Annotated in this window: 15 protein-coding genes; 9 read left to right on the top strand and 6 right to left on the bottom strand. The window is 71.4% G+C overall.

Annotation, left to right across the window (positions count from 1 at the left end; genetic code table 11):
- Positions 1-18 precede the first annotated feature (18 nt).
- The 4 genes from ACFPQ9_RS32640 (at position 19) to ACFPQ9_RS32625 (ending at position 4,456) form a co-directional block, all read left to right on the top strand.
- Positions 19-264 (top strand): DUF397 domain-containing protein, encoded by a 246-nt coding sequence (locus tag ACFPQ9_RS32640; RefSeq protein ID WP_126397947.1) that lies wholly within the window; start codon positions 19-21, stop codon positions 262-264.
- Positions 265-461: 197 nt separating this feature from the next.
- Positions 462-1,370, top strand: coding sequence for a universal stress protein (locus ACFPQ9_RS32635; protein ID WP_380861556.1), 909 nt, complete (start codon positions 462-464; stop codon positions 1,368-1,370).
- 104 nt (positions 1,371-1,474) lie between these two features.
- The gene (locus ACFPQ9_RS32630; protein WP_380861554.1) at positions 1,475-1,972 is read left to right on the top strand and encodes a hypothetical protein; all 498 of its coding nucleotides are present in this window, start codon (positions 1,475-1,477) and stop codon (positions 1,970-1,972) included.
- A gap of 237 nt (positions 1,973-2,209) precedes the next feature.
- The gene (locus tag ACFPQ9_RS32625; RefSeq protein ID WP_380861552.1) at positions 2,210-4,456 is read left to right on the top strand and encodes a glycoside hydrolase family 95 protein; all 2,247 of its coding nucleotides are present in this window, start codon (positions 2,210-2,212) and stop codon (positions 4,454-4,456) included.
- A gap of 10 nt (positions 4,457-4,466) precedes the next feature.
- On the opposite strand, the gene ACFPQ9_RS32620 is transcribed toward ACFPQ9_RS32625, so the two are convergent.
- Both ACFPQ9_RS32620 and ACFPQ9_RS32615 read right to left on the bottom strand, forming a co-directional pair.
- Positions 4,467-6,365: an N-acetylmuramoyl-L-alanine amidase gene (locus ACFPQ9_RS32620; RefSeq protein WP_380861550.1), complete on the bottom strand. Its 1,899-nt coding sequence runs from the start codon at positions 6,363-6,365 to the stop codon at positions 4,467-4,469.
- A gap of 275 nt (positions 6,366-6,640) precedes the next feature.
- Positions 6,641-7,783 (bottom strand): aminoglycoside phosphotransferase family protein, encoded by a 1,143-nt coding sequence (locus ACFPQ9_RS32615; RefSeq protein WP_380861548.1) that lies wholly within the window; start codon positions 7,781-7,783, stop codon positions 6,641-6,643.
- Positions 7,784-8,027: 244 nt separating this feature from the next.
- Between ACFPQ9_RS32615 and ACFPQ9_RS32610 the strand changes: the two genes are divergently transcribed.
- Positions 8,028-9,518, top strand: a complete 1,491-nt coding sequence (locus tag ACFPQ9_RS32610) for a DNA-binding protein NsdB (protein WP_380861546.1) — start codon at positions 8,028-8,030, stop codon at positions 9,516-9,518.
- Positions 9,519-9,550: 32 nt separating this feature from the next.
- Here the strand turns inward: ACFPQ9_RS32610 and ACFPQ9_RS32605 are convergent, their stop codons facing one another.
- Positions 9,551-10,948: a PP2C family protein-serine/threonine phosphatase gene (locus ACFPQ9_RS32605; RefSeq protein ID WP_380861544.1), complete on the bottom strand. Its 1,398-nt coding sequence runs from the start codon at positions 10,946-10,948 to the stop codon at positions 9,551-9,553.
- 430 nt (positions 10,949-11,378) lie between these two features.
- On the opposite strand from ACFPQ9_RS32605, the gene ACFPQ9_RS32600 reads away from it, so the two are divergent.
- Positions 11,379-11,792 carry an SsgA family sporulation/cell division regulator gene (locus ACFPQ9_RS32600; RefSeq protein ID WP_380861542.1) on the top strand — a complete coding sequence of 138 codons (414 nt, stop codon included), beginning with the start codon at positions 11,379-11,381 and terminating at the stop codon, positions 11,790-11,792.
- A gap of 66 nt (positions 11,793-11,858) precedes the next feature.
- Here the strand turns inward: ACFPQ9_RS32600 and ACFPQ9_RS32595 are convergent, their stop codons facing one another.
- Positions 11,859-12,956, bottom strand: coding sequence for a baeRF3 domain-containing protein (locus ACFPQ9_RS32595; protein WP_380861540.1), 1,098 nt, complete (start codon positions 12,954-12,956; stop codon positions 11,859-11,861).
- Between the two features lie 65 nt (positions 12,957-13,021).
- Positions 13,022-14,605: an alpha/beta hydrolase gene (locus ACFPQ9_RS32590; RefSeq protein WP_380861935.1), complete on the bottom strand. Its 1,584-nt coding sequence runs from the start codon at positions 14,603-14,605 to the stop codon at positions 13,022-13,024.
- Between the two features lie 270 nt (positions 14,606-14,875).
- Between ACFPQ9_RS32590 and ACFPQ9_RS32585 the strand changes: the two genes are divergently transcribed.
- Both ACFPQ9_RS32585 and ACFPQ9_RS32580 read left to right on the top strand, forming a co-directional pair.
- Entirely contained in the window at positions 14,876-15,523 is a 648-nt protein-coding gene (locus tag ACFPQ9_RS32585; protein ID WP_380861538.1) for a chaplin, read from the top strand.
- Positions 15,524-15,779: 256 nt separating this feature from the next.
- Positions 15,780-16,634: a GNAT family N-acetyltransferase gene (locus tag ACFPQ9_RS32580; protein ID WP_380861536.1), complete on the top strand. Its 855-nt coding sequence runs from the start codon at positions 15,780-15,782 to the stop codon at positions 16,632-16,634.
- Between the two features lie 53 nt (positions 16,635-16,687).
- Here the strand turns inward: ACFPQ9_RS32580 and ACFPQ9_RS32575 are convergent, their stop codons facing one another.
- A complete protein-coding gene (locus tag ACFPQ9_RS32575; RefSeq protein ID WP_380861534.1) occupies positions 16,688-17,173 on the bottom strand; it encodes a nucleoside deaminase in 486 nt (161 codons plus the stop codon).
- A gap of 135 nt (positions 17,174-17,308) precedes the next feature.
- Between ACFPQ9_RS32575 and ACFPQ9_RS32570 the strand changes: the two genes are divergently transcribed.
- Positions 17,309-18,085, top strand: a complete 777-nt coding sequence (locus tag ACFPQ9_RS32570) for a GNAT family N-acetyltransferase (RefSeq protein WP_380861531.1) — start codon at positions 17,309-17,311, stop codon at positions 18,083-18,085.
- Position 18,086 lies beyond the last annotated feature (1 nt).

Genomic DNA, 18,086 nt, shown 5'->3' with positions numbered 1-18,086 from the left:
ATCGGGAGGAGCACGGACGTGGCCGAGAGCACCACCATCCAGCAGCAGCCACTCACGGGCTGGGACAAGCCGGAGCTGGACCTCAGCAACGCCGACTGGCACTCGAGCAGCCGTGGCGTGGGGGATGTCCAGATCGCCTTTGTCGAGGGGTTCATCGCGATGCGCAACAGCGGCCGCCCGGAGAGCCCTTCCCTGATCTTCACCCCTGCCGAGTGGGGCGCGTTCGTGTCGGGTGCGCGCGAGGGCGAGTTCGACCTGACCTGACCGGGGGACGCAGCGAACGGACCGTACGGAGACGAGCCGGCGGGCGGTGACCCGCGCGCCGGCCGCAGCCTTCGGGCCGATCCGGGGGTGTTCCTTCCGTTTTTCCGGACACGCGACCTTGAGAACCCCTTCGGGGCCGAAGCCTGAGCCAGGCTGGCCCCGGATCGGGAAGGTCGTACCCCGGAGGTGAGGAACCCATGAGCACCCTGCCCGTCATCGCGGCGGTCGACGGTTCGGACGACAGCCTGGTGGCGCTGGACTGGGCCTTCGAGGCCGCCCTGCTGCGCCGGGCGCCGCTGCGAGTGGTCCACGTACAGCAGTACGCCGCCTGGGCGGGGCCCGAGGTCATGCCGTCCGGGCAGCCGGAGTCCGAGCACGACCCGGTGATCCACGAGGTACGCCGGTATCTGGAGGGGCGCGTCGAGCGGCCCGCCCTGGAGTACTCGGCCCTCGCCGGAGCGGCCGGCACCGTCCTGCCGGAACTCGGCTCGACCGCCCAGCTGCTGGTCCTGGGCAGCCGGGGCCGCGGCGGCTTCGCCAGTCTGCTGCTGGGCTCCTGCGGCGTGGCCACCGCGCGGGACGCCGAGTGCCCGGTCGTCGTCGTGCCGAAGCCGGGCCGGAAGGTCGACGACGACACGATGCCGATCGAGCCGGGCCCCCGGGTCGTCGTCGGCCTCGCGGTGGACAGCCCGGACGAGGCCACCCTGTCCTTCGCCTTCGCCGAGGCCGCCCGGCGCGGAGCCCGGCTGCAGGCCGTCGCCGCCTACGACTGGCCGCTGCATCTGTGGACCGCGGCCACCGCCCAGGTCGTACCGGCGCCGGCCGACCAGGAAGCCATCGAGTCCGAGACCCGCGTCCTGGCCGAGGGCCTCCTCGAACCGCAGCGCGAACGCCACCCCGACGTCCACGCCGAGTCCTATGCGACCCCGGGCGACGCGGCGGGCAGCCTCGTCGCCGCCTCCAGGGACGCGAGCCTCGTCGTCGTGGGCCGTCACCGGCGCCGCCTTCTTGCGCCGGCCCGCATGATGGGCTCGGTGACCCAGGCGGTCCTGCTCCACGCCGCGAGCCCGGTGGCGGTGGTGCCACCCGCGCCGGCGCAGGAGTAGCGGGTCGCGCGGCGGCCAACTCCCGCTGGTCGAAGTACCTGGGCGCGCCGGTCGATCGACCGCCCTCACATCATGGAACGGGTCGGGCCACGTACCATGGCGACATGTCGTTCCTCCGCCGCCGCAGCGCCACGCCCGCCGGGCCCGACTTCGACGTACTGGCCATGGACCCGGGCGACTGGCCCGGCAACCTGGGTGCCGGGCTGCTGCCCGCCCCCGACGGCAGCTGCCAGGGCGTCTTCCTGCGCTACGACCTCTTCGGCGGCCGCGGCCCGGCGATGATCATCGGCAATCTGCCCGAAGGCTCCCCGGCCCGCGAGGTGGAGCAGGACGAGGTGCCGTTCGAGGTCGCGCAGCTGCTGCTGGCGCTGGAGAACGACGAGGAGGTCACCGTCGTCGGCAGCGAGGACGTGCCGGTGATGCAGGGCGACAACCTCCTGATCGTGCGGCGCCTGAAGCTCTCCGAGAGCCGGATCTCCTGCGTGCAGTTCGACCGCAGCGACCATGTCCTGGTCACCATCGCCGCCTGGGACCGCCCCATCACCGACGACCTGTACGCCCTGCTCAAGCCGCTGCCCGCGGAGCTCTTCCAGCAAGGCTGAACCGTCACCCCACCCTCCCCGGCCTGACCGGCCCCCGCCTGTCTTTGTCATGACCCTTGCCGCTGAGTCATCGGATCTCTAGCGTCAGGGGTCATGTCGTATGAGCCGCAAGGGATCACCCGAAGAACGACTCTCAAGGCAGTGGCGGCAGTGGGAGGAGCCGGAGGGCTCGCCCTGGGAGCAGAAGCCGGGCAGGCCAATGCCGCCGATTCCTCCGATGTGTCGAGAGTGCCATCCGTGCTCTGGTACGCCGCCCCGGCCGCCGACTGGGAGCGCGAGGCGTTACCCATCGGCAACGGTGCACTCGGTGCCATGGTCTTCGGCACCCTCGCCTCCGAACACCTCCAGTTCAACGAGAAGACCCTCTGGACCGGCGGCCCCGGCTCCGCCCAGGGCTACGACCACGGCAACTGGCGCACGCCCCGACCCGGCGCGATCACCGCCGTCCAGGACGACCTCGACACCCGGACCACCCTCGACCCCGAGTCGGTCGCCGACCGCCTCGGCCAGCCACGGAGCGGCTACGGCGCCCACCAGACCTTCGGAGACCTCCACCTCGACCTGCCGGACGCGCCGGCCACGCCCCCGCCGGACTACCGCCGCGAGCTCGACCTCGACAACGCGGTCGCCTCGGTCGCCTACACCCACCAAGGCGTGCGCCACCAAAGGGACTTCTTCGCCTCTCACCCCGATGGTGTGATCGTGGGACGGCTCAGCGCCGACCGCCCCGGCAGCGTCACCTTCACCCTGCGCCACACCTCACCCCGCGCCGACTTCACCGCCACCGCCGCCGACCGGACCCTGACCGTGCGGGGCGCCCTCGCCGACAACGGGCTGCGCTTCGAGGCGCAGGTCCGGGTGCACGCGGAGGGCGGCACCGTGACCTCCGGAACCGAGGGCACCCTCACCGTGACCGGGGCCGACAGCGCCTGGTTCGTCCTGGCCGCCGGCACGGACTACGCCGACACCTACCCCGACTACCGCGGCCCGGACCCGCACGCCGCCGTCAGCAGTGCCGTGCGACGCGCGGGCCGGGACCACGCGCGCCTGCTCGACCGGCACCTCCGCGACCACCGGTCCCTCTTCGGCCGAGTCGGCCTGGACATCGGCCAGTCGCTCCCCGCCGACCTCCCCACGGACCGCCTGCTGTCCTCGTACACCGGCGGCACGAGCGCGGCGGACCGCGCCCTGGAGGCCCTCTACTTCCAGTACGGCCGCTACCTGCTCATCGCCTCCTCACGCCCCGGCTCCCTGCCCGCCAACCTCCAGGGCGTCTGGAACAACAGCACCACGCCCCCGTGGTCGGCCGACTACCACGTCAACATCAACCTCCAGATGAACTACTGGCCCGCCGAGGCCGCGAACCTCGCCGAGACGACGGCGCCCTACGACCGCTTCGTCGAGGCCCTGCGCGCACCCGGACGCCGGACCGCACACGAGATGTTCGGCTCGCGCGGCTGGGTGGTGCACAACGAGACCAACCCGTACGGCTTCACCGGCGTACACGACTGGGCGACCTCGTTCTGGTTCCCCGAGGCGGCCGCCTGGCTCACCCAGCAGCTGTACGAGCACTACAGATTCGGCGGCTCCACCGGCTATCTGCGCACCACCGCGTACCCGGTCATGAAGGAGGCCACCGAGTTCTGGCTGGACAACCTGCGCACCGACCCCCGCGACGGAACCCTCGTCGTCACCCCCAGCTACTCGCCCGAGCACGGCGACTTCACCACCGGCGCGGCCATGTCGCAGCAGATCGTCCACGACCTGTTCACCAGCACCCTCGAAGCCGCCCGCACCCTGGGCGACACGCCCGACTTCCGACGCCGTGTCGAAGACGCGCTGACCCGGCTCGACCCCGGCCTGCGAATCGGCTCCTGGGGTCAACTCCAGGAGTGGAAGGAGGACTTGGACGACCCCGCCGACACCCATCGGCATGTCTCGCACCTCTTCGCCCTCCACCCCGGACGGCAGATCGAACCCGGCAGCGCGTGGGCGCGGGCCGCCGAGGTCTCCCTGACCGCACGCGGGGACGGCGGCACCGGCTGGTCCAAGGCATGGAAGATCAACTTCTGGGCCCGGCTGCACGACGGCGACCACGCCCACACGATGCTCGCCGAACAGCTCAAGTCCTCGACCCTGCCCAACCTCTGGGACACCCACCCGCCGTTCCAGATCGACGGCAACTTCGGCGCCACCGCCGGCGTCGTCGAGATGCTCCTCCAGAGCCAGCACGACATCATCGAGGTGCTCCCGGCCCTGCCCGCCGCCTGGCCGGCCGGCTCGGTGCACGGCCTGCGCGCCCGCGGCGGCGCCACCCTCGCCATCGAGTGGAGGGACGGCCGGGCGACCCACCTTGCTCTGGCGGCGTCACGAACCCGCGAACTCACCGTCCGCAGCGACCTGTTCGAGTCCGGACAGCACTCCTTCAAGGCGGTGGCCGGGCGGCGCTACACCTGGGAGAGAAAGGACGGACGCCCGGCATGACACCGATGCGCTAGGAACGCGAATCCACGACGTCCACATCCGCCGCCCGCACGAACGCCACCCGGTGACCGTACTGGATCTCGTAGTACAGCTCCTTGCCGACCACGACCTGGTGCGACGCCTGGTCGAAGTCGACCGCGTAGAAGTACTCGCCCGGCACCTTGCCGCCCACCGCGTACCGCTGGCCGGCCGGCAAGGTGTACGGCAACGGCGAGACCGCCTGCGGGGGCACGTCCGGCGGATAGGCCGAGGACTCGGGATAGGCACGCCCGTACACCGGGACACTCGTCAGGCCGTCCTTCGGCGTCACCACCTCACCGGACACGTTCACCGCGGTCGGACTCTCCTTGGTGTTCTTGAACCACGCCTTCTGGCCCAGGTACCAGATCGCCGTCCAGTCGCCGTCCCGACCGGCGACCGCGTACTGCTGCCCGGTCGAGACCCGCGAGGACAGGTCGTTGACGCCCTTGGTCGGATTCGAGCCCAGCCCGATGTCCTTGATCAGGGGATACGTCTCACCGGGTCCGGAGTACAGCCGCACCGCGCTCGAACCGTGGTCCGCGCAGGGCCGGTCGGCGGTCACACAGCCCGTGTACTCGGGCCGGTTGGTCGCGTAGTCGGGCCGGATCGTCACCAGTGGGCCGTCCGGGCCGGCACTGGGCCTGATGGGCCGGCCGAGCAGCTCGAAGTAGTGCCGCCAGTCCCAGTACGGGCCCGGGTCGGTGTGCATGCCCCTGACCGTCGAGGCGGTCGGGCCCGGCACAGTGTCGTGGCCGAGGATGTGCTGCCGGTCCAGCGGGATGTCGTACTTCCTGGTGAGGTACTTCACCAGGCGGGCGGAGGAGCGGTACATCGCCTCCGTGTACCAGGCGTCCGGGCGCGCCAGGAACCCCTCGTGCTCCAGGCCGATCGACTTGGCGTTGACGTACCAGTTACCCGCGTGCCAGGCCACATCCTTGGCCTTCACATGCTGGGCGATATGGCCGTCCGTGGAGCGCAGCGTGTATTGCCACGACACATAGGCGGGGTCCTGCACCATGGTGAGGACACCCTCCCAGGCGCCCTCCGTGTCATGGATGACGATGTAGTCGATGTCCTGCGACGTCGGACGATCGCCCTCGTCGTGGTTGCCGTAGTCACCGTCACCGAACTCCTCGTACGGCGCCGGGATCCACTCGCACGACACCGTGCGCGGGCACTCGGTCTCCCTGGACTTGAGTGTGCGCAGGCCTGCGCGCTGCAGCTGAGAGGTGTCGGGTGACAGGTCCGGCTGGGCGGCAAGCCTCACCAGTTGGCCCGCGTCCGTCTCACGCTCCTGGCCGGTGCGCAGCACGTCGTACACATCGTTGGCGTACGTCGCCGCCGTGGCCGTGTCGTCGGCACCGGAGAAACGGGCCACCGCCCCGTACCAGTCCGCCGGATCCGAGCTCAGGGGCTCGCCGAGCTCATTCTGCGCGGCGGCGAGCAGCGCGGCGCCGCCGGCCACATTGGCGGCCGGGTCCGTACGCAGCCGCTCACGGCTCAGCCCGGTCAGCTCGGCAGCCTTGGGCAGCGTCCTGAGGCGGGCCGGGACCTCGGAGCTCTTCGGCAGCTTCGCCTTCGGGGCCAGTGCCTTGCGGGCGCTGTCACCGCGCGCGTCCTCCGACCCGTCGCCGTGGTGCGACGGGGACCCGGCGAGCGCGGTCCGGGCGTCCGTGAGGTGCATCGGGCCGTACCCGCCGGTCACACTGGGCGCCCCCGCGTGCTCGTCCCAGCGGGACTGCAGATAGGAGACGCCGAGCAGGACACTCTGCGGTACGTGATAGCGGGCGGCGGCGGAGGTGAAGGCCGACTGGAGGCCGTCCTGCGAGCCGCGGGTGTCGGACGGGGCCGCGCCGATCAAGGGGAACAGCAGTGTCGCAGCGGCCAAGGCGGTGACGGGTCCACGCAATGCAGCCTCCTGGGACGGTCGGGCGCGATGAGCCGTGCGGGGCCGGGCGTGGGTCTGTGGTACCGGCTGTCCGACGATCCGTCAATCATGCCAATAGCTGCGTGAATACCCCCGTCAAGCGGGATTCCCGGGAGTTTCGTGCCGACGGCCCGCCGGCCTGCGGGGCGTCAGTGGCGTACTCCAATGACCGCGGCCGGACACACGAAAGCCCGCGGTACGCCTGTCTCCAGGACGCACCGCGGACCATCGTCCCCTCAGCGAGTGCCGACCGCCGCACGCACGGCCCGACGGGCCAGCTGGCAGTCGTCGTGCAGCCGCCGCAGCAGCAGCCGCTGTTCCTCGCCGGACGGCGCAGCACCCGGGTGGGCCACTCCGGATGCCGCCGGGGTCGCGTCGTGCATCGAACGCTGCACGGCCGTCTCGTACGTACGGATCTCGCGGGTCAGCACGAGCATCAGGTTCACCAGGAACGCGTCCCGCGAAGCCGGACCCGCCGACTGGGCGATCTGGCTGATCTGCCGCCGGGCCACCGGTGCGTCCCCGAGCACCGCCCACAGCGTCGCCAGGTCGTAGCCCGGTAGGTACCAGCCTGCGTGCTCCCAGTCCACCAGCACTGGACCGGCCGGTGAGAGCAGGATGTTCGACAGCAACGCGTCGCCGTGGCAGAACTGACCCATGCCCTGCCGGCCCGCGGTGGCCGCGATGCCGTGCAGCAGCTTCTGCAGATCACCCATGTCCCGGTCGGTGAGCAGCCCCAGTTCGTGGTACCGGGAGATCCGTGCCGCGTACTCCAGCGGCGCGTCGAACGTGCCGGCCGGCGGCCGCCAGGCGTTGAGCCGGCAGATCGCGCCGAGTGCCGCCCTGATGTCCGCACGCGGCGGCACCTCTATAGGGTGCCGCTGGAGCGCCGCCACCCGGCCCGGCATCCGCTCGATCACGAGCGTGCAGTTGTCCGGATCCGCCGCGATCAGTCTCGGCACCCGCACCGGGGGGCGGTGCCGGACGAACGAGCGGTATGCCGCTATCTCGTGCCGGATCCGCTCGGACCAGGCCGGCGAGTGGTCCAGTAAACACTTGGCGACGGCCGTGCTGCGCCCGGTCGTGCCGACCAGGAGCACGGACCGCCCACTGCGGCGCAGGACCTGGACCGGCGCGAACTCCGGGCAGATGCGGTGCACCGACGCGATCGCCGTACGCAACTGGGCGCCCTGGGGGCCGGACAAGTCGAGTCTCCCGCTGAGCGGTTGGGTGCCGAGCCCCGCGGTGCGCAGCGGTCGGCCCGCGCCGAGCACGGGGGCGGCCGCCGGCCGCGCGGGGGCGAGGTAGGGGCCGCCACCCGCCGGGCGGGCACGCAGCGACCGGGGCGGGGCGGACACGGAGGACGATGCTGCGTACATGGGAGAAACAGATCCCTTCGTGTGCCTTCGACGTCATTGCGCTACCCGGCCCGGTCCCTCGGGTGCACCCTGGGGAGTGCGGCCCGTTGTTCAAAAGGCGACCGGGTCGGGGTGGCGCGTTCCTACCTGACACCCGTTGCCCAGTGGCACACCATCTGGCGCACCCTGGCGAACCCTGGCGAATAGTCCCGGGGCAACTCTCACCGGGCTACTGTCAACTCAGCCGAGAACCTGGGGGCTTGACGTGAGCGGAGAACCCAACACCCGCCTGGCGGACCTGTTCGGCCTGGCCGGCTGGTCCAAGGGCGAGCTCGCGAGGCTGGTCAACCGGCAGGCGGCGGCCATGGGCCACCCCCAGCTGGCGACCGACACCTCGCGGGTGCGGCGGTGGATCGACATGGGAGAGATCCCGCGCGATCCCGTGCCGCGGGTGCTGGCAGCTCTGTTCACCGAGCGTCTCGGCCGTGTCGTGACCATCGAGGACCTCGGTCTGGTCCGGCACGGGCGTACGGGGAAACGGCAGGACGCCGGGAGCGTGGAGCATCCCGACGGTGTGCCGTGGGCGCCCGAGCGAACCGCCGCGGTCCTCACCGAATTCACGGGAATGGACCTCATGCTCAACCGACGCGGCTTGGTGGGCGCGGGTGCCGCGCTCGCCGCGGGATCCGCACTCAGCAGCGCCATGCACGACTGGCTGCACTCCGACCCGGCCCTCAAGGCCGACGCCCCCCAGTTCGACGACCCCCTGCACGCCGACCCCGCCGGGTTCGACCGCTACGAGGCCGCCCCCATCGGGTCGCAGGAGATCGAGGAACTGGAGCGCTCGGTGGAGGTGTTCCGGGCCTGGGACGCGGCCCGCGGCGGCGGGTTGCAACGCAAGGCAGTCGTGGGCCAGCTCAACGAGGTGGGCGGCATGCTCGCCTACCGACACCCCGACCATCTCCAGCGGCGCCTGTGGGGCGTCGCTGCCAACCTCGCCGTCCTCGCGGGCTGGATGTCGCACGACGTCGGCCTCGAACCCACGGCGCAGAAGTACTTCGTCATCGCCGCCCACGCGGCCCGAGAGGGTGGCGACCGGCCCCGTGCGTCGGAGGCGCTCTCCCGAGCGGCTCGCCAGATGGTGCACCTGGGCCGGCCCGACGACGCACTCGACCTGATGAAACTCGCCCATTCCGGCTCGGGCGAGGCGGTGCTGCCGCGGACCAGGGCCATGTTCCACACGATCGAGGCGTGGGCCCAGGCCGCCAAGGGCAAGGGCCAGGCCATGCGCCGCACCCTCGGACAGGCGGAGGACCTGTTCGTCTCCGACAAGAGCGATGTGCCGCCGCCGAGCTGGATGCAGCTGTTCAACGAGGCGGACCTGTACGGCATGCAGGCGCTGTCCTACCGCACGCTGGCGGAGTTCGAGCCGGGTGCGGCCGTGCACGCCCAGCACTACGCGGAGAAGGCCCTGGCGCTGCGCGTCGACGCACAGGAACGCTCAAGGATCTTCGACAACCTGTCCATGGCGTCCGCCTGCTTCATCGCGGACGACCCCGAACAGGCCGACAACTACGCACGGTTGGCCCTGATGTCCATGGGTTCCAACTCGTCCGGTCGCACCTGGGACCGGCTCCGGCAGATGTACCGGCTCACCGCCGAGTACGCCAGCTACCCGAGGATCCACGAACTGCGGGAGGAGATCCGGTTGGCCCTGCCCAGGGTGAAGAAGCCCGGCGGCAGCGCGCAGGCATAGGGGGCCTGCGCGCCTCGTACGTGGAACACGCCCTAGTACGTCACCCTGGCCACGAGCACGCAGGCGTCGTCCTCGCGCTCACTCTCACCGAACTCGTCGACGACCAGCCGTGCACAGTCCTGTGCCGTGCCCGCCTCACCCAGGCGGGGGCCCAGGTCGAGGAGGAGGTTCACGGAGTCCGCCGCGCTGTGCCCCGGCACGAGTCCGTCGGTGTGCAGGAGCAGGAGGTCGCCCACCTGGAGTGTCTCCTCGGCCTGTGCGTAGACGGCACCGGAGGTGGCGCCCAACAGGACTCCGTCCGGCGCGTTCAGCCTGCGCCCCGTCCCGTCGCGATACAGCAACGGGGCGGGGTGTCCGGCTTGCGCCCAGGTCAGCGTGCGGGTGTCGGGACGGTAGCGGCAGCACACGGCGCTGCCGAGGGCCGGCTCGACGGTGGCGTCGAGTAACTGGTTGAGCCAGGACATCAGTTGGCCCGGTTGGGTGCCGGCCATCGCCATGCCGCGTACGGCGCCCAGCAGGGCCGCCATGCCGGAGGCCACGCCCACCCCGTGGCCGGTGAGGTCGCCGACGCTCAACAGCGTCTCGCCGTCGGCCAGTTCGAGGGCGTCGTACCAGTCGCCGCCGATCATCGCGCTGGTCGACGACCTGAGACATCGGGCCGCGAGGTCCAGTGTCTCGGGGCCCTGGTGCGGGAGTCGCAGGGAGCCACGCCACGGCGGCAGCACGGCCTCCTGCAACTCGACCGCCAGCCGGTGCTCGGTGTGCGCCCGGTGGCGCTGGAGCGAGTCACGGGTCTCGCTCACGGCGCGCTGGCTCCGGCGCAGTTCGCTGACGTCCCGCAGCACGGCCCACATCGAGGAGGTGCTGCCGTCAGGGTCGAGCACCGGCTCGCCCATCATGTGCACGGTCCGGGCCTCGCCGTCCGGCCGTACGATCCGGAACTCCCCGTCGATGGGCTTGGCGTCGACGAGGCAGTCGGTGACCATCGCCGTGAGGCCGCGCCGGTCCTCGTCGAGTACCACGGACGGCAGCTCGTCGAGGGTGAGCGGTGCGGCGGAGGGATCGCGGCCCAGGATCTGGTAGAGCTCGCCGGACCAATATGCCTCGTCCGTCAGGAGGTTCCACTCCGCGCTGCCGACCCGGCTGAGCAGTGAGTCGGGCCGGGGCGGGGCCGGCGTGCCCGCGGGCGCCGGGGGCGGGCCGTCGCGCAGCTGCCCCAAGTGCTCGTCGAGGTCGTCGAGTTGGTGCAGGGCGAGGTCGTACAGCGCCCGCTGCCACCGCTCCTGCGGGTCCGATCCGTCGCTGGGCGTGTCCCGGCGGACGGCGTCGACGTCGCCCTTGAGCCGCCGTGCCTGCGTGATGAGCGCATCGACCGAGCCGCGTCCTGGCGGCTGAGCGGCGGGGCGGTCCGCAGAGAGATGGGGCGGCATGACGCACTCCGATGCGGGGACGGTACGACCAAGGCTGACGGAAGGACCGTTACGACTGTTGCACAGCCCGCGACGCCCTGTAAGGGATTTGGCAACACCCGATTCGGTGGTGCGCCTGGCATATGCCAGAGTCTCCTGGGAGGGCTCGTGCGGTACGAACGGCGTACTTCCCCGGAGGGTCCAAGTCGTAGGTGGCGTACGGGTTTTGATGGGCTGTCGAGACGATCGTACGGCCCTCATGCGTGTGTTCGACGGTTGCGTGTTCCAGGGGTGGAGCGGTGGTCCCCGTGTGGCTGTTGACTCCCCGCAGCCGGAGTGATGCAGCTCACAAAATTCATGCGCCCTTGGGTGTACTGCGAGGGGCCTCTGCGGAGTCGTAAAGGCACAGCGGCAAAACCGTCCTACCGCCGACCGCAGGGGAGACCCGCCCATGGACATCGCCCTCGAGCAGCCCGCCCGCGCCCGCCTGATCACGGGTGAGGAGCGCGAGGTCCCCGTGCACGCCACACTGCGGTACGCCTCCACAGACCCGCTGGCGGTGTACATCGACTTCCCGGGCGACGTCTCGCTCGACGGCCGGGGTGCCACCTGGACCTTCGCGCGCGTTCTGCTGGAGGCGGGGCTGCGCGGTCCCGCCGGCGACGGGGACGTGCGCATCTGGCCGTGCGGCGACGAGCGCACGGTCGTCGAACTGCACTCCCCCTACGGCATGGCACTGCTCCAGTTCGACACCGGCGCCCTGCAGCGCTTCCTGCTGCGGACCTACGCGGTGGTCGCGGCCGGTGAGGAGGATCTGGAGGCGGTCGTGGAGCGCGGTCTGAGCGCGCTCTTCGACGAGGTGTGAGACGGGCGACGAGGTGCGGTGCGAGGAGGCCGGCGTACTGCTGCCGGCCTCCTCGGCGCGTCCGCGTCAGAAGCGCAGGACCCCGGCGATCCCGCCGGCCTCGCCGAGAGTGCCGTCCGGTACGAAGCGGACCTCGGCGCCGGTCTCCAGGCACTGCTCGACGATCTCGTCCACGATGTCCTCGCGGGCGTCTAGATCACCGCCGGCCGCCGGGATCAGATGGTCGCCGCCCTCGCCGCGCACGGTCGCCCGGTAGTTCTCCTCGACCGCCAGCAGACGCACCCGGCTCTCGCGGGCGCTGCGCCAGACCTCGTCGACACCGGCCGCGAACGCCTTGCGGCCCTGGGCGGTTTCGAGCTCGCGCATGACGGCGTCCGCGCTCTCGCGGGCCTCGGCGGTGATCCGTGGCTTGATGGCCTGCCACACCGCGTCGTGCGTGCCGTGCGCGAGCCCGCCGTGCGGGATGTGCACCGCGGCCTTCGTGCTGCCGCCGATCTCCGTCAGCAGGGACAGGGCCGCCTGCTCACCGGTGACGTAGAGCGGCCGCGGATCGCGCCGCAGGATGGCGCTCAAGGCCGAGTCGGCGTCCTTGAGGAAGTGACGGGTGTCCTCGTCGCGGAACTTGCTCGGTGTGTCGCCGATCTGCTCCCGGCGCTCGGCGTCGAAGTTCTCCTCGCGCCGGGTCAGCGGGAAGCCACCGAGGCGGGCCTCGGTGATGCGATCGAGGCTGCCGTTCCACAGGGTGACGCGGTCGGCGGAGACCGACAGCACCCAGTACGGGCGTTCGGCGGCCTGCGCGGAGACCAGGTTGCGGGTGAGGAAGGTGTCCGAGAGCACCACGCGCTCGGGCACCGTGCGGGCGAGCGACCACACCTGGTGCTCACCCGGCGCGGCGAAGATGACCAGGCCGTCCTCGGCGTAGGTGAGATCGACCTCCGCGAGCGCCTGGTCGAGCTGTCGCTCGACGTCCGTACGCCGCTCGCGGGTGACCGAGGGATCGGCCTCCAGCTGCTTCTTGGCCTCGGCGACGACATTGCGCAGCCGGACCTGGTCCTGGGCCCGATAGGGCTCTCGGCGATGCGTCGGCGTCAGCACGGACACGGCCGGATACGGGCGCGGGCGCCGGAGCTCGGTGAGGGTGGTGGGACTGAGTGCGTGCTCCATAACAGCACGATAGGACCGATTCACCGATCGGGCATTAGGGGCAATGCGATCACCCCGCCCGGGGTCTACTCCCTGTCCTCCTCCACCCCGCAGGAACTGCCGTCGGCGGGCAGCGTGCCGTACAGCAGGAAGGTGTCGATCTTGCCGTGCACGCACTTGGAAGAGGCGTAACCGGTGTGCCCGCCGCCCTTGTTGTCGAGGACCACGGCCGAGGGGCCCAGCCGCATCGCCGTCTCCTCGGTCCAGCGGTACGGCGTGGCCGGGTCGCCGCGGGTGCCCACGAGGAGCATCTTCGGGGTGTCCACGTCCTTCACGTCCTTGCGGATGAAGTCCGTGCCCCTGGGGCGGCCGTAGCACATCAGCACCCCGCTGAGCCGGTACGGGCCGAAGACGGGCGACGCCCGGTAGTACTCGGCGCGCAACCGGTCGAGGTTGTCGACGATCTGCCGGCCCGTGGGCCGGTCCGGGTCGTCAGCGCAGTTGATCGCCATCAGCGCCGCGGGCATGTTGTCCAGGGGGACGTCCTCCTCGTCCGCCAGGCCGCCGTCGGGGTCGTCGGTCTCCGCACGCCCGGGAAGCGCGGCCCCGCCGGTCGCGAAGGACTCGATGGCGTGCGTGTCGCCGTCCTCGACCAGCGCGGCCAGGGCGCGCTCCAGGGAGGGCCACAACTCCTCGCTGTAGAGCCCCTGTCCGAGGGCGCCGACCAGGTCCTGTCCGGTGAACGGCTCTCCGAAGGCCGACGGCAGCGGATCGGCGTCCAGCGATTCGACGAGCCGTACGACCTGCTTGCGGGCCTCGCGCGCATCCTGTCCGAACGGACAGGCGATGTCCTTCACACACCAGTTGATGAACTCGTCCAGCGCCTTCTGCTGTCCCCGCGCACCGGCGAGGCCCTGTTCGGTCAGTGGCTCGGTCAGCGTGTCCACTCCGTCCAGCACCAACCGGCCGACCTTGTCCGGGAACTGGGCCGCGTACACCGCGCCGAGCCGCGTTCCGTACGAGAAGCCCAGGTAGTTGAGCTTGTCGTCGCCGAGCGCGGCACGCATCACGTCCATGTCGCGCGAGGCATTGACGGTCCCTATGAACGGCAGCACGGGGCCGGAGTGACGGGCGCAGGTGGCGGCCGCCTTCTTCAACTGGCCCAGGACGGCCTGCGGATCGCGGCTGAGATCGGTGCCGTCCTCGGGTATGTCGATCTCCTCCTCGCCGTCGCCGCAGCTGACCGGGGAGGACCTGCCGACGCCGCGCGGATCGAAGGACACGACGTCGTAGTTGTCGGTCAGCTCCATGAACTCCTTCCCGCCCGCGGCCAGGTCGGGGACACCGGGGACGCCCGGCCCGCCGAAGTTGAGCAGCACGGAGCCCCGCTTGTCGCCCGTGGCCCGATAGCGGGCCAGCGCCAGATCCATCTTCGCCGCCCGGGGGTGGGCGTAGTCGAGGGGGACGGTGACCTTGCCGCACTGAAGATCCTTGGGCGCCCCTTCGCCGGGGCACTTCGACCATGTGACCTTCTGGTCGTAGAAGCGGTCGAGGTCGGGGTCGGAGTCGTCGGTGCCCGCGGTCAGGCCCGTGGCGAGTACGGCGATACCGACCGCGCCGGTGACCGCGCAGCGTCGCAGCATGGGCCGCGTGGACAGCTTGGCCAGCATGGATGCCTCCAGGACGCCCGTCGCGGACCGGGAAACGGCGTCCTCGATCACGATAAGCGGGCCCCGCAGGGCACGCCTCCCGGGATGCGGGGGCATCCGGGCCGTCGTACCCTGCGCCCCTTGCGTTCCTATCGGGCGTTTTTGCCACTAGTTCGACAAACCTGCCACTCGATGGGGTGAAAGGCCGATAAGCCATAACTCGAATGGTTCGCCTGCGTTTTATCCGATGCGGGCGAGTGCCCGTGACCAAGTCTGGAAGGCAGGGAACCTATGAGACGGGTTACCCGAAACGGTGTGATCGCCTTCGCCTCCGCCGGGGCGATGGCTGTGACGGTGCCGGCGTACGCCGATTCCGCGGCGGACGGTGTCGCGTCCGACTCGGCGGGGCTGCTCGCCGGCAACACCATTCAGGTCCCGGTGCACGTGCCGGTGAACGTGTGCGGGAACACCGTGAACGTGGTGGGGCTGCTCAACCCCACCGCCGGCAACAAGTGCATCAATGAGGACGGCGGGCACAAGACCAGGGGGCCGTCGGGCGGCGGCGCCTCGGCCGAGGGGAGCGGAAAGGATTCACCCGGCGTCGTGTCCGGGAATGTCGTGGAGCTGCCGGTCCACCTTCCCGTGAACGTCTCCGGGAACAGCGTGAACGTGGTCGGCGTCGGCAACGCGGCCGTGGACAACGAGTCGGTCAACACCTCCAGCCCCCCTCGCACCACCCGTCCCGCTCCGAAGCCGGCCACGCCGCCCAGGTCGCTTCCGCCGCGGTCGGTGCCGCCCGCGCATGTGCCGCACGCGCCCGAGGCGGTCCTCGCGTACACCGGTGCGGACCACACCGCCCCCGCGGTGGCGGGCGCCGCGGCCCTCGTCCTGGGCGGGGCCGTCCTGTACCGCCGCTTCCGCCCGAGGGCGATGCGCTGACCCGCACCGGGCTGCGGTACGGCAGGCCCCACCGGGCAGGCGAGCGGTGGGGCCTTTGTCGTACGGGAAAGGGGCTCGGGGCCGGACCTGTGCGCTGTGCGCCGCATCCAGCTTCGCGAACTTGTGTCCGACCGGTCCCCCGAGGGGTGTCTCAACGGCTTGATCATGCCGTGACGCCCTCCCGGCCGATCCGCGAGGATGCTGCGTGCGCGGGTGATCACCGCGCGTACGCACCCCCACGGAACGGAGCGCATCCATGGCCTCTCCGGCCCCCGAAGACCTCGTCATCACCCAGGCCGGCCTCGACGACTGGCCGGTCGTCCGCGGCTGGGCCGTCGACGAGGGCTGGAACCCGGGAGTCTCGGACAGTGCGGCCTTCTTCGCGCAGGACCCCGAGGGCTTCTTCATCGGCCGGATCGACGGCGAGCCCGTCTCGGCGATCTCCGTCGTGAACTACGGCTCCGACTACGCCTTCCTCGGCTGGTACCTGGTCCGCCCCGACGTCCGGGGCCGTGGCTACGGCCTGACCACCTGGAAGACGGCCCTGGCGCACGCCGAGAACCGCACGGTGGGCCTCGACGGGGTCGTCGACCAGCAGGACAACTACCGCCGCTCCGGCTTCGAACTGGCCCACCGCACGTTCCGGTACGCCGGAACCGCGCCTGCCCGACCGGTCCCGGCGGACGTGCGGGCGGTGCGGCCGGAGGACGTCGAGGACATCACCGCCTACGACGCCGGCTGCACACCGGCCGACCGGGCCGGCTTCCTCGCGCACTGGCTCACCGGTCCCGGACACCACGCCGTCGTCCGCCGCGCCGCGGACCGTGTCACCGGTTACGGCGTGATCCGCCCCGGCCACGACTGCCCGCGCATCGGCCCCCTCTTCGCGGACACCCCCGAGGACGCACGCGCCGTCTTCGCCGCCCTCACCGCGGAAGCTGCCGGCGGCCCGGTCGCGATCGACGTGCCGGAGAACAACCCGGCCGGCGTCGCCCTCGCCGAGGAGGCCGGCTTCACGCCCTCCTTCGAGACGGCCCGTATGTACACGGGTCCGGTACGGCCGTACGCCCAGGAGCGCGTCTTCGGCGTCACCACCCTGGAACTCGGTTAGAGGAATCCCCGGAGCGCCGGCGCCGGGCCCGACGGCACGTGCCGTGCCTGCCGTCAGCCCGTGCGCCGGTGGAACCGGAAGTGCAGCGCGCGGATGTCCTCCGTCAGCTCGGGTACGGGGCCGTCCACGGCCACGCCGGGCGCGACCTCCTGGATCGACAGGGTCCGTACCGGCGGCGCGGGTACCTCCAACTCGGCCAGCCAGGCGCCGAGTTGATCCGACGAGGCGACGTACACGATGCGTCCCAGGCCCACCCACGCGTGCGCGGCCGCGCACATCGGGCAGTGCTCGCCCGAGGTGTACACCGTCGCGGCCGTCCGCTCCTCGGGGGACATGTGGGCGGCGGACCAGCGGGCCAGTTCGAACTCGGGGTGCCGGGTGCGGTCGCCGGAGGCCACCCGGTTGTGGTCCTCGGCGAGCACCTTCCCGTCCGCGCCCACCAGGACCGAACCGAACGGTTCGTCCCCGGCCCGAAGGGCCTCGGCCGCGAGCTCGACGCAGCGGCGCAGATGCGGCAGTTCGGTGTCCTTCACGACCATGGCTCTCGGCCCTCCAGGCGGCGCGGCTTCTCCCTGCGCCTCCCATGGTCGCCCACGCCCGCCTGGAAGGAGAGGCGGGGCCGCCCGAGCCGTAAAGGTCTTGCCGCGGCGACGGTGCGGTGCTGGAGTGGCCCCATGGATCATGCCGCGGTGCTCGCCCTGTTCGACCGGGACATGCGTGAAGGCGCGCGGCCGGACGGCCCCGACGCCCGGGTCGAGCGGGTGGGCCGAGTCGTCCGCCAGGTGTCGTCCGAGCACGGCTGGAACGGCGTCGTGTGGTCCGACCTGGACGCGGCGGGCGCCGACGCGGCGATCGCCGAACAGATCGCCGACTTCTCCCGGCTCGGCCGCGAGTTCGAGTGGAAGCTCTACGGCCATGACCTCCCGGTGGACCTCGGGCAGCGGCTCAGGACGGCCGGCTTCGTCTCCCAGCCCGAGGAGACTCTGATGATCGCCGAGGTCGCCGACCTGGATCTGGACGCCGAGCCGCCCGCGGGCATCCGCGTCCTGCCGGTGACCGACAGTGCGGGGGTCGACCTCGTCGCCCGGGTCCACGAGGAGGCCTTCGGCACCGACGGCTCCCGGCTCCGGCACCAGCTGCTCGCCCAGCTCACGGCCGACGCGGACACCGTGGTCGCGGTCGTCGCCCTGGCCGGTGACACCCCGGTGAGCGCGGCCCGGATGGAGCTGGTGCCGGGCACACGGTTCGCCGGGCTGTGGGGTGGCGGGACGGCCGAGGACTGGCGGGGCCGGGGCATCTACCGGGCACTGGTCGCCCACCGCGCCCGTGCCGCCGTGAACCGCGGCTACCGGTACCTACAGGTGGATGCCATGAGCACCAGCCGGCCCATCCTGGAGCGGCTGGGCTTCGAGCCGCTGACGACCACGACGCCGTACGTGTACACGCCATAGG

The organism is Streptomyces coerulescens (genome assembly GCF_042657965.1).
Taxonomy (GTDB): domain Bacteria; phylum Actinomycetota; class Actinomycetes; order Streptomycetales; family Streptomycetaceae; genus Streptomyces; species Streptomyces coerulescens.
Note: the sequence above shows the minus strand (reverse complement) of the source record. Positions and strands in the feature narration are given on the sequence as shown.